Annotated in this window: 10 protein-coding genes; 6 read left to right on the top strand and 4 right to left on the bottom strand. The window is 37.6% G+C overall.

Features of this window, described 5'->3' with window-relative positions; all coding sequences use genetic code 11:
• Positions 1-63: 63 nt before the first annotated feature.
• From I597_RS08315 to I597_RS08325, 3 genes are all read right to left on the bottom strand, one after another.
• Positions 64-1,476: a CCA tRNA nucleotidyltransferase gene (locus tag I597_RS08315; RefSeq protein WP_035328329.1), complete on the bottom strand. Its 1,413-nt coding sequence runs from the start codon at positions 1,474-1,476 to the stop codon at positions 64-66.
• 131 nt (positions 1,477-1,607) lie between these two features.
• Complete coding sequence (locus I597_RS08320; RefSeq protein WP_035328332.1) at positions 1,608-2,168, bottom strand: L-threonylcarbamoyladenylate synthase; 561 nt, start codon at positions 2,166-2,168, stop codon at positions 1,608-1,610.
• Between the two features lie 5 nt (positions 2,169-2,173).
• Positions 2,174-3,292, bottom strand: coding sequence for a glycosyltransferase family 4 protein (locus I597_RS08325; protein WP_236626666.1), 1,119 nt, complete (start codon positions 3,290-3,292; stop codon positions 2,174-2,176).
• 26 nt (positions 3,293-3,318) lie between these two features.
• Here I597_RS08325 and I597_RS08330 point away from each other — a divergent pair, with 26 nt between their 5' ends.
• The 6 genes from I597_RS08330 (at position 3,319) to I597_RS08355 (ending at position 11,949) form a co-directional block, all read left to right on the top strand.
• Positions 3,319-4,077 carry a lipopolysaccharide kinase InaA family protein gene (locus tag I597_RS08330; protein ID WP_035329120.1) on the top strand — a complete coding sequence of 253 codons (759 nt, stop codon included), beginning with the start codon at positions 3,319-3,321 and terminating at the stop codon, positions 4,075-4,077.
• 124 nt (positions 4,078-4,201) lie between these two features.
• A complete protein-coding gene (locus I597_RS08335; RefSeq protein WP_035328335.1) occupies positions 4,202-5,479 on the top strand; it encodes a DEAD/DEAH box helicase in 1,278 nt (425 codons plus the stop codon).
• Positions 5,480-5,737: 258 nt separating this feature from the next.
• Positions 5,738-6,952 carry a DUF4856 domain-containing protein gene (locus tag I597_RS08340; RefSeq protein ID WP_035328337.1) on the top strand — a complete coding sequence of 405 codons (1,215 nt, stop codon included), beginning with the start codon at positions 5,738-5,740 and terminating at the stop codon, positions 6,950-6,952.
• A 69-nt stretch (positions 6,953-7,021) separates the two neighbouring features.
• Positions 7,022-8,143: an imelysin family protein gene (locus I597_RS08345; protein ID WP_035328340.1), complete on the top strand. Its 1,122-nt coding sequence runs from the start codon at positions 7,022-7,024 to the stop codon at positions 8,141-8,143.
• Positions 8,144-8,150: 7 nt separating this feature from the next.
• Positions 8,151-9,530, top strand: coding sequence for an HTTM domain-containing protein (locus I597_RS08350; RefSeq protein ID WP_035328343.1), 1,380 nt, complete (start codon positions 8,151-8,153; stop codon positions 9,528-9,530).
• A complete protein-coding gene (locus I597_RS08355; protein WP_035328346.1) occupies positions 9,511-11,949 on the top strand; it encodes a TonB-dependent receptor in 2,439 nt (812 codons plus the stop codon). Before I597_RS08350 ends, I597_RS08355 begins: the two co-directional genes overlap by 20 nt.
• Positions 11,950-12,038: 89 nt before the next feature.
• On the opposite strand, the gene I597_RS08360 is transcribed toward I597_RS08355, so the two are convergent.
• Positions 12,039-12,284, bottom strand: coding sequence for a hypothetical protein (locus I597_RS08360; protein WP_035328349.1), 246 nt, complete (start codon positions 12,282-12,284; stop codon positions 12,039-12,041).
• Positions 12,285-12,528: the final 244 nt, after the last annotated feature.

Here is a 12,528-nt window from a genome sequence, read left to right on the forward strand (position 1 = left end):
TTATAGATATAAAAAATCCCCTTGATATACTTCAAGGGGATTTTTGTTTTATAAGCTATAATCTTATGCAGTAAGCCCCATAGTCTTTGCTTTATCCATCATAAAGGCAACGGCAGCTTCTTTTTCGTTAGGTATCTCTCCTTCTAGTATAGCTTCCTTAATGGCTTCTTTGAGCGTTCCTATCTCACGACAAGGTTTAAGATTAAAGGTTTCCATAATTTCTTCACCAGATACTGGTGGCTGGAAGTTACGTATGTGATCGCGCTCCTCAACCTCTTTCATCTTCTCACGCACAACCTTAAAGTTGTTATGGTAGCGTCTAAAGCGTTTTGGGTTTTTTGTAGTAATATCTGCCTCACAAAGCGTCATAAGATCTTCTATATAATCTCCTGCATCAAAAATGAGTCTGCGCACAGCACTATCTGTCACGTGATCTTCAGAGATGACAATAGGGCGTGAGCTCATCAATACCATCTTTTGTACAAACTTCATCTTGTCATTAAGAGGCATTTTAAGGCGCTTAAATAGTTTGTAAACCATCTTTGATCCTACAAACTCGTGCCCGTGAAAGGTCCACCCCACTTTTTTAGAAAACTTCTTAGTAGGTGCTTTCCCTATATCGTGTAAAAGCGCTGCCCATCTCAACCATAAATTATCTGTATGGCGAGAGATATTATCTACCACCTCAAGGGTGTGGTAAAAATTGTCCTTATGTTTTTGACCCTCTATCTCATCTATACCCTTAAGAGCAACAAGCTCTGGTAAGATATAAGGAAGTAAGCCTGTTTTTTCTAATAATAAGAATCCTTTAGAAGGCACTGGGCTCAACATTATCTTGTTAAGCTCGTCTACAATACGTTCATTAGTAATAATCTTAATACGCGCTGCATTACGTGTGATAGACTCCATAGACTTGCGTTCTATCATAAAATCAAGCTGTGTGGCAAATCTTATGGCACGCATCATACGCAAAGGGTCATCACTATAGGTAATATCTGGATCAAGTGGAGTGCGTATTATTTTACGATCCAAATCACTAATCCCTCCAAAGGGATCAATGAGATCTCCATACCCCTCATCATTAAGACGTATGGCTAGCGCATTTATGGTAAAGTCTCTACGGTTTTGATCATCTGCTAGCGTGCCGTCTTCTACTACTGGGTTGCGGCTATCTTTTGAGTAAGACTCTTTGCGAGCTCCTACAAACTCTACATCTATCTGGTTAGAACGTAGCATTGCGGTCCCGTAGGTTTTAAAAACTTGAACTTTAGGTTTGTTAGGTAATAGTTCAGAGACTTTGCGAGCTAGCTTTATACCGCTTCCTACTGCTACAACGTCTATATCTTTTACCTCACCACGTTTAAGGATGTAGTCACGCACAAACCCTCCTATGACGTATGTCTCGAGTTGTAAATCATCTGCAGCGCGTGAGATGGTATTAAAAATAGGATTGTTTAAAGCGTTTTTAAGATTCATTAGGTATGTAAAATATAAGGCAAAGGTACGGCTTCATTCCCTCTTTGTAAAAGTAGAATGAGCTGTAAAAAGGGTTGCCTATGTAGTATGTTTATGTGGGGGTAATTACGCTTTCGCGAAAGCGTAAAAAACTACTTTCTAATAATAGTTACTTTACCGTCTTCTGTAAGTTTTATAATAGCACTTGGTTTGCTAGATTTACGACTACGATCTATGTTTACTACATAATCTACACCATCTATAATCTCTTGTGAGATCTCGCTAAAGCTTTGTGGTGTAGGTTGTCCAGTAATATTTGCGCTGGTTGAAACGATAGGTTTTTTAAATTTTTTAAGAAGAAAATTACAAAACTGATTGCGACACACTCTAAAGGCTGTACTGTTATCTGGTGCAATAACATTAGTCGCTACACGTATAGGATCGTCGTAGATAATGGTAGTAGGCTTTGCAGCATATTTAAGAATATCATAAGCTACCTCAGGTATATTTTCTACATACTGGTTGAGCATTTTGAAGTCACTTACTAAGCAGATTAAAGATTTACTTTCTGCTCGTTTTTTTAGTGCATATACTTTATCTACGGCGTCTGGATTAGTCGCATCACAACCTATACCCCATACGGTATCTGTAGGGTAGAGGATGAGACCCCCGCGTTTAAGTACTGCTAGTGCTGCGTCGTGTTCTTCTTTCATTTAGTTTATTTATTGAGTACCTCTCGGTATACGTTTATATATTGTTTAGCCGCCACATCCCAGCAAAACTTTTTTGAGTGTGTTATACTCTTCTTTTGAAAAGCGCTTTTATTGTGAGCTACCTCTGCAAGACCTGATGTTACTATTTCTGCCATATATTTAGCATCATAGTGATCCCAGTAAAAAGCGACATCACCGCCTACCTCTGGTAAGGAAGTGTTGTTAGATATGAAAGCAGGTTTGCCAAAACGCATAGCTTCTATTGCTGGTATACCAAAACCTTCTCTTAACGTAGGAAACATAAAGGCTTCACAATTTTTATAGTAATAAAATTTATCTAAGTCAGAAATGCGTCCGGTGAGGTGAACACGTTTTTCTAAGCCCAAATCTTTTATTGTTGTCTTTAACTTTTTTTGGGCATAATCTGAGGCCATTTTTCCCGAAATCACGAGATCAAAATCCCTTAGATTTTTGAGCATTTCAACAAGCACGTGCTGATTTTTACGCTCACATACGTCACCTATAGTAAATAAGAATGGCCTAGCAGGTGTTATCTTTGGACTGTATGTGTCCGAGATTTCAACCTCATTTATAGTATTTCCATTATAAATAATATACTCTGGAACTTCTGGTACTTTGAAATATTGATGTGTTGATTGTTTTGCAAAAGTAGATATGTACGTTATAGCCGTTGCTCTATCTAGTTTTTCTTGAAAACGTTTGTTTCTCTTATGGTTAATATCAGATGAAATTTCATCTATGAAGTTTACATCGTGTACTGTTAGTACGTAAGGTAAATTGCGTAGGGGCTCAATTTTAGTATTCTGATTGAGTGAGTGCCATACATCAAAACGTTTCCGTATTCCAATACTTTTATTTCTGGTAAAGTTGTAATATTTTTTTATTGCTACATTTTCACCAAAATGCTCACTCCATTTATTCTTATCCCTAGCGTGTATTACAAATTGAAAATTATTTGAATTTTGACGTATGAGTGCGTCTATAAGATGCTTGTTAAATTGCCCAAACCCTGAAAATTCATTTTTTAGGTTATGGCTTTCTAAAAAGATTGAGGACTGATTTGACATAGCCGCAAAGATAGCAATACTAATGCTAGGTTTCATAGTTTGCAAATATGTACTTTTACCTCGTGAAACACACTTTTTCTGAGACATATATAGGCGAGCAAGAGGAGATTTGCGCAATGATTGCAAATTTTGATACACAAGGAAAATCCTTTGATGAGCGTGATCGTAACTCACTTAAACTATTTAACATAGGTGATGAGACGATTAATGTAAAGTCATTTAAAGTTCCTCACCTTATAAATAAAATTGCTTATAAATTTTTTAGAAGTTCAAAGGCCGAACGCTCATTTACTTACGCACATAAATTACTTGAGAACGGTATCTTAACTCCTACGCCCATTGCTTATTTTGAAGAAGAAACTATACTCTTTGGCCATAGTTATTATGTAAGTAAGCATCTTAAGTATGACCTTACGTATAGAGAGCTCACAACCGAAGGTATTTACAAGGGTAATAAAAAGATACTGGCGGCCTTTGCAAAGTTCACGTATACACTTCACAATAAAGGCATACATTTTCTAGATCATTCTCCTGGTAATACGCTTATAGTTATCAAGGATGATGGCTATGATTTTTACCTCGTAGATCTCAATCGTATGAATTTTGGATCTATGGATTTTGAAACTCGTATGGCAAATTTTGAACGCCTTTCGTTTAATGAGAGTGATATTGCTATTATGGCAAAAGCTTATGCGAAAGAAAGTGGAGAAGATCAAGAAAAAGTTTACAAAGCTATATGCAATGCAACTCAGTCTTTTCAAGAGAAATTTCATAAAAAGCAACAGCTAAAAAAGAAGCTAAAATTTTGGAAGAAAGCATAAAGTTGCGTCAATTGTGTGTGGATTAGTTCTTACTTGTGATATTAAGACAGCAAGTCGTTATTTAGTTCTACCTTCGCAGTTATATAGAAGTGGCTGCATATAGGTCATTTCAGAAAACCTATTTATGTCATTTAAATCTTTGGGGCTATCTGACGCCCTGCTCAAAGCTGTGAGCGAAAAAGGCTATACAACGCCATCACCTATTCAACAAAAAGCAATTCCAAAAGTACTAGAAGGTAAAGATGTTCTTGCCAGTGCTCAAACAGGTACCGGTAAAACCGCAGGCTTTACATTACCTATGTTACACAATCTTATCGCAAACCCGCGACAAGGAAGACGCAAAGTAAGAGCGCTTGTACTTACACCAACTAGAGAGCTAGCTGCTCAGATCTATGATAATGTGCGCGAGTATAGTAAGTATGTAGATATTAAATCTACAGTAATTTTTGGCGGAGTAAACCAAAATCCTCAAGTACGTACCATACGTCAAGGAGTAGATATACTTGTAGCAACACCTGGGAGACTACTTGACCTTGAGAATCAAGGCCTACTTAGTCTTTCTGATATTGAGTTTTTAGTGCTTGATGAAGCAGACCGTATGCTTGATATGGGGTTCATACACGATATTAAAAAAGTATTACGATTAGTACCTGCAAAGAGACAAAACCTGCTTTTTAGCGCTACTTTTAATAAAGATATTAAGAAACTTGCAAGTAGTATACTTACAAATCCGGTACTAGTAGAAGCAACACCAGAAAATACAACCGCCGAAAAAGTAGACCAGAAAACTTACAGAGTAGATAAGTCTCGTAAGACCGAAATGCTTATAAAATTTATTAATGAAGGTAACTGGGATCAGGTACTGGTATTTACAAGAACAAAGCACGGTGCAAACCGTCTTAGTCAAAAACTTGATAAAGCAGGAATAACATCTGCAGCTATACACGGTAATAAAACACAAAATGCGAGAGTAAAAGCACTCGCAGGTTTTAAAAGTGGTAAAATAAGAGTGCTTGTAGCAACAGATATTGCTGCACGTGGTCTTGATATCCCTTTATTACCTTATGTTATAAACTACGAGCTTCCTAATGTGCCAGAAGATTATGTACATAGAATAGGTCGTACAGGTAGAGCAGGAGCTAGCGGCCAGGCTATATCTTTAGTAGGGGTAGATGAGGTTGCTTATGTACGTGGTATTGAAAAACTATTAGGAGAAAAACTTCATAGCGAGGTGCTAGAAGGTTTTCAACCTACAGATACATTAGAGCAACTTAAAAAGGAGGCAGCCGAAAATAAAGCGCGTCACCAGCAAGGACGTCGTAATAGTCGTAATAGTAAACCATCTGGTGAAAAAAGGAATGATAAATCTAACAGTCGTTCTGGTAGATCTAGAAGAAGATAATTAAGTTTAAAACTTAGATTCAATAGTCCCCTTAGTTTTCTAAGGGGATTTTTTTTAGTATTTCATAAAATTTGAAAATAAGAGAAACCGTACTCAAGTATTTGAAAATAAATAGTTTGAGTGTCATTTGCGTAGAAAAAACAAATACTTAACAATTTCTTATTCTTATTTATTCTAAATAAAGTTGTGTAGACCATTACTCTCTCTTATTTTTGCCGTCGTAAACAAATTTACTATTTATAATAAGTCTAAATAAAAATGAAGAACTACTTACCAATAGCCCTAGCACTTACGACAATTGCATTTACATCTTGTGAAGATGATGATCCAGTAATAACTGATGGAGGTACAGATATAGAAGTAACGGCACCGGCTACATACTCTTTTGAGAGAGATGGAGAAAGTACTGTAAGCTTTTCTGGTCAAACTACCAGAATACAAATGGCTCAAGAGCTTGTAAGCGAGATGAGTGATTTTGATAATGCAACTTTAGCATCACTATCTAATATGTTTTCAAATGAAGAAAACCCTTTTGAAAATGAAGATTTAAACGCTTCAGATAAAAGTATAAAAAGTAAGGTTGCTGCCTCTACAGATTATTATGCTGGTGATGCATCAGGATCTGCAACAGTTAAGGCGTTTTTTGAAGCACGTCTTGCAGATCAAGTAAACGAAGTTTTTCCGGCTCAAAATACAGTAGCAGAAGCTGGCGTAGCTGGTCAGATAGCAGATGGAGAGAGTACAAGATATGTAAACGCTCAAGGTTTTGAGTACAACCAGATAGTTGCAAAGGGACTTATAGGAGCTCTTATGATAGATCAAGCGCTTAATAATTATTTAGGTACGGCTGTTCTTGACGAGGCTACTAATGTAGAAGATAATGATAACGGTGTTGTAGTAGAAGGGAAGTCTTATACTAATATGGAACACAAATGGGATGAAGCATTTGGTTACCTATACGGTAATGCTGCAGATGCGGCAAATGCAAATGCTACAGCAGGAACAGATGATAACTTTCTTAATAAGTACTTAGGTAGAGTAGAAGGAGATGAAGATTTTGCAGGAATTGCTCAAGAAGTATTTGATGCTTTTAAACTAGGTCGTGCTGCAATTGTAGCAGGAGATTATGAGCTTAGAGATGAGCAAGCAGAAATATTAAGAACTAGATTATCTGAAGTAGTAGGTATACGTGCTGTATACTACTTACAGCAAGGTAAAAATGCTATAGAAGCAGGAGACTACGGTGCTGCTTTTCACGATCTATCAGAAGGTTTTGGGTTTGTATATAGCTTACAGTTTACACGTAACCCTAATACAGATGCACCTTACCTTTCTACAGAAGAGGTAAATGCATTTATTAGTCAGCTTACGGCAGATAATGGTTTATGGGATGTAACTCCAGAAACACTTGATGCTATATCTACTGCTATTGCGGCACAATTTGATTTTACAGTGACGCAGGCAGGAAGTTAATTTGAGTTTGTATGTAACTACAAAGGGAGCCCATTGGCTCCCTTTTGGTGGTAAAAAAAAGAATTACTTATGAAAAGAATTTTTGGAATATTAGCAATTTCGCTATTCATTTATGCCTGTGGAGGAGATGACACCACAGTAAGTACAGATGATACAGATACTGTAACTCCAGTAACTTTTGATCGTAGTGCGATGCTCACAAACTGGGCAGATAATATTATAATACCAGGTTATCAAGACTTTGTCGCAAAAGTTAACACGCTAGAAGCGCAAGTAGCCTCATTTACAGATACGCCTAATGACCTTACCGCGGTAAGAGCAGCTTGGCTAGATGCATATACCACTTGGCAACGTGTATCTATGTTTGAAGTAGGACCTGCAGAGACGGTTAACTTACGTCTTAATGTAAATATTTATCCGGCAAATGTTGCTACTATAGAAGATAACATCACAGCAGGATCTTATAACTTAGATCTTTCTTCTAACAGAGCAGCCAAAGGCTTTCCAGCAATAGACTACTTACTATATGGTCTAGGTGAAGACGACGCAGCTATACTTGCAATATATAATGGTACTAATGGTGATGCTTACAAGCAATACCTTCTAGATATAACAGCAGATATGAAAACTCTTTCAACCACAGTATTTAACGAGTGGGAAGGAGATTACAAAGAAACCTTTGTTGCAAATGACGGTGCATCTGCAACTGCATCTACAGACCGTTTTGTAAATGATTATATCTTTTATTTTGAGAAGCACTTAAGAGCAGGAAAAATGGGTATCCCCGGAGGCGTTTTTTCAGGAAGTGTTGAGCCTAATAATATAGAAGCACTTTATGCTGGAGGTATCTCAAAAGATCTTTTTATAGTAGGACTCAACGCTACACAAGATTTCTTTAATGGTAAAGCATATAACAGTAGCGCACAAGGTGAGAGCCTTGCGAGTTACTTAGATGAACTTAATGCGATTAAGGATGGGGCAGATTTGAGCGAGATAATCAATTCTCAATTTGACGTTTCAAGAACCGTAGTTTCGGCTTTAGGAAACTTTGAGCAGGAGCTGGCCATAAACCCTCCTACAAATTTCTTAAACGCTTATGATGAGGTACAACGACTTGTGCCATTACTCAAAGTAGATATGGTAAGCGCTATGAGTATAAGCATAGATTTTGCAGATGCAGACGGAGATTAGATAACTAATGAGTACACGCATAACAACATATTTAAATACACAAAGAGAGGCCGCACCACTAGCGGTCTTTCGTGTGTTTTTTGGTGTGTTAATGTTTGCGAGCATTGTGCGCTTTTGGAGTTATGGCTGGATAAAGAAATTTTATATAGACCCTAGCTTTCATTTTACTTTCTATGGGTTTGAGTGGGTAAAACCACTAGGTGATTATACCTACTTGCTATTTGCCATTTGTGCATTAAGCAGTCTCTTTGTGATGGTAGGGTTTAAGTACCGCTGGTCAATTATTATTTTCTTTGTAAGCTTTACCTACATAGAGCTTATGGATAAGACAATGTATCTTAACCACTACTACTTCATCAGTATGTTAAGCTTCTTGATGATATTTCTTCCAGCTGGAGCTTACTTTTCTATAGATGCTATTACGCTTTCGCGAAAGCGTAACACAACCCCACCACAATTCATCCCAGCGTGGACTATTGATAGTATAAAACTGCTTTTGGGTATTGTTTATGTGTATGCCGGTCTGGCAAAACTTAATAGTGACTGGCTCTTTAAAGCGATGCCGCTTAAAATATGGTTACCGTCTAAATTTGATATACCTCTTATAGGCAACCTTATGGGTGAGGAGTGGGTTCAGTATGCCTTTAGCTGGTTTGGTGCGGGTTATGACTTATTTATTCCCTTCTTTTTACTGTATAAAAAGACGCGTCCTTATGCCTTTGTAATGGTAATAATCTTTCACGTGCTTACACGCGTGTTGTTTCCTATCGGGATGTTTCCTTATGTGATGATTGTGAGCGCACTCATCTTTTTTGACGCAGCGTTTCATAAAAAGATTATTTACGCTTTCGCGAAAGCGTTAAAATACCCCACAGCGCTACTCAAAACGAGTAAGCAATACGTTCCTAGTTCTGCTATTTCAAAAAAATATGCGGTTGCTGTTGTTGTCATATTCTTTGTGATACAGATTTTATTACCGTGGCGATACCTAGCTTATCCTGGTGAGTTATTCTGGACCGAAGAGGGTTATCGTTTCTCCTGGCGAGTGATGCTTATGGAAAAATCTGGGTACGCTCAGTTTAAAATAGTAGACGGAGTGACAGGCAGGCGCTTTTATGTAGATAACGCAGATTTTTTGACACCGTTGCAAGAAAAGCAAATGAGCTTCCAGCCAGACTTTATTCTCGAGTATGCTCACTATCTTCGCGATCATTTTGAGAGTCAAGGTCATCAAGAGGTGCAAGTCTATGTTGAGTCGTATGTCGCTCTTAATGGGAGATTAAGTACAACATACATAGATCCAGAGGTAAATCTGGCAGAAATAGAAGATTCTTTTAAACACAAAACGTGGGTTATCCCATTTACAGATGAGATTAAAGGTTTATAATACACTTATTTTTATACTTATAGTAACTACTGCCATTGCCCAAAACAGCCTGAGCGGTACAATCTCTTCTCAAGATGGGAAGGCGCTAGAAGATGTTGAGATTTACTTAAGAGAAGCAAATCAAGTGGCAAGCACAGATGCGTCTGGAAAATATCGTTTTGAAAATATAAAAAATGGCACGTATAATCTCATTGTTTTTGGACTGGCTTATGAACTTGTAGAGCAACAAATACGTATAACAGGAGAAACTGTAAAAGACTATACACTTACACCCCTAGGTGAATCCCTAAGCGAGGTAGTACTCACAAGCCGAAGAGAAAAGATTTTTGCCTTACGATCACTTAAAAAAGTAGAGGGTACTGCTATCTATGCGGGTAAAAAAAGCGAAGTAGTACTGGTAGATCAACTTACGGCAAACCTTGCTGCAAATGCCCCGAGACAAATATATAGCCAGGTAGTAGGCCTTAATATCTACGAGAACGGCGATGCAGGGTTGCAGCTTAATATAGGTGGCCGCGGTCTAGACCCAAATCGCTCTGCAAACTTTAATATACGACAGAATAATTATGACATAAGTGCAGATGTGCTGGGGTATCCAGAGAGTTACTATACACCACCGGCAGAGGCGCTTAAAGAGATACAAGTAGTGCGTGGTGCTGCATCTTTACAGTACGGAACACAGTTTGGCGGATTGATAAATTTTAAATTCAGAGAACCCGTAAAAGACAAGAAGATTGAATTAATATCAAGGCAAACCGCAGGCTCGTATGGATTGCTTACCTCTTTTAATAGCCTAAGTGGTACGGTAGGTAAATTGAGCTACTACACATATTTTAACTACAAAGAAGGTGATGGCTGGAGGCCCAACTCTCAGTTTAACAGTCGTAATTATTTTGCACACGTGGCATATGAGTTAAGCGAGCGCACTACACTTACGGGAGAACTCACTCTTTTTAATTACCTAGCAAAACAGGCTGGAGGTCTTACAGATGCTCAATTTATAGAAGACCCTAACTTTAGCAACCGTGATCGTAACTGGTTTGATGTGGACTGGAAGGTGTACTCATTGCGTCTTGATCACGCTTTTAGTGATAAGACAGATTTTAGTTTAAATGTTTTTGGACTAGATGCACAACGTAGCGCCGTAGGTTTTAGAACAAATAGAGTATCGCAGCCAGATGATGTAGAAGAGCCTAGAGAACTTCTTGTAGATAATTTTACAAACTGGGGAGCAGAGGCGAGATTACTCACTAGATACCGCATAGGTGATAAAGATGCAGTCTTCTTGATAGGAAGTAAGTACTATGATGCTAGTAATAGCCAGCAACAAGGACCTGGCACTACGGCTGCAGATGCAGATTTTAACTTTGCAACAGACCAGTTTCCTAATTATGAACGTCAGGCACAGTTTGATTTTCCTAATAAGAACTTAGCGATTTTTGGAGAAAATATTTTTAATCTTACAGATAAATTTACCGTTACCCCTGGCTTTAGATATGAGTACATTAAAACAGAAAGTGCTGGTTCTTTTAATAATATTGTCTTAGACCTTGCAGGCAACCCGCTAGTAAATGAAGAAGTGCCAGATAATCGTGATTTTGAACGTGACTTTTTATTATTGGGACTTGGTTCTACATACCAGTTGTCTCCGGCTGTTGAGTTGTATGGTAACTTTAGTCAAAACTATCGTTCTGTTACTTTTAATGATATACGAGTGGTAAACCCATCTTTTGTGGTAGATGAAGATATTAAAGATGAAGAAGGTTTTACTATAGATGTAGGAGCAAGAGGTCGTATAGATAATAAGTTTGCTTATGATGTAAGTGCCTTTGGGGTGCGTTATGATGAGCGTCTAGGTGAGGTGCTTTTTGAAGATACAGATGGTAGTATAAAGAGACGTCGTGGTAATATAGGTGATGCTTTTATTTATGGGCTTGAAGTTTTTACAGACTGGAATTTGAGAAACACTTTCTTTGAAGATAAGACAGAATTTAAATTTAACTTATTCACAAACCTCGCACTTACTAGTTCAGAGTATCTTAGTTCTGAAGAGATAGGGGTAGCCGGTAACCAGGTAGAGTTTATACCAGATGTAAATTTAAAAACCGGTGTAAACTTTGGTTATAAAAACTTTACGGCAAGTGCTCAATATACCTACCTTACAGAGCAATTTACAGATGCGACAAATGCGCCACAAGATGTAAATGATAACCAGCGAGGTATAGAGGGTAGTATCCCTTCATATGGAGTGCTAGACGTTTCTGCAGCCTATACTTGGAAGCAGTTTAAGCTTGAGGCAGGTCTTAATAATGCGCTTGACGAGTCATATTTTACTAGAAGAGCAACTGGATATCCTGGTCCGGGAATTATTCCTGCAGAGCCTCTCACATTTTATACTACACTACAGATTAAATTATAAGCCTGTCTTTTACGAGATATGCTACATATAATAAAAGCCCTCACATAAAGATATGAGAGGGCTTTTATTATTTATTAATAAGTAAAATACTAAGCTTGTGCTTGTGGTGCCCACGATGCACAGAGCATACCTGGAGCAGCAGTTTTTGGGTTTGCACAATCACTTTCTTCATAGCGTTTACAAGTAATACAGTTACGGTCATCCTTGAGCGCAGCTTTCATTTCAAAACTGTCACAAGTATATTCTGCACTTACGTGTACTTGATGTTTGTTGCAAAAATTATTGTCTTTAAGTTGATCGCAGTTAATGCAATTATGAGCGAGTTTAATAGCCATTTTTTTCTTTTTTATGATTCGTAATTATCCTAAAGTTAAGAAGAAAGGATAAAGAATAATTATAAATAACTGTTAATCAGGTTGTTTGTATTTAGATTGAGTAAGAATAAAGAGATAGTTACGGCAAGATTATCTCAAACTTTCTTAGCGGTATTCTGTTTAAGTCAGTCATTTTAAGTACCTTAAATGTAGATTTGATAGATGGGCGAGTTATATTGATTAATTAAGCGTATCTTTGCACGCA

Source organism: Dokdonia donghaensis DSW-1, from assembly GCF_001653755.1.
Taxonomy (GTDB): Bacteria; Bacteroidota; Bacteroidia; order Flavobacteriales; family Flavobacteriaceae; genus Dokdonia; species Dokdonia donghaensis.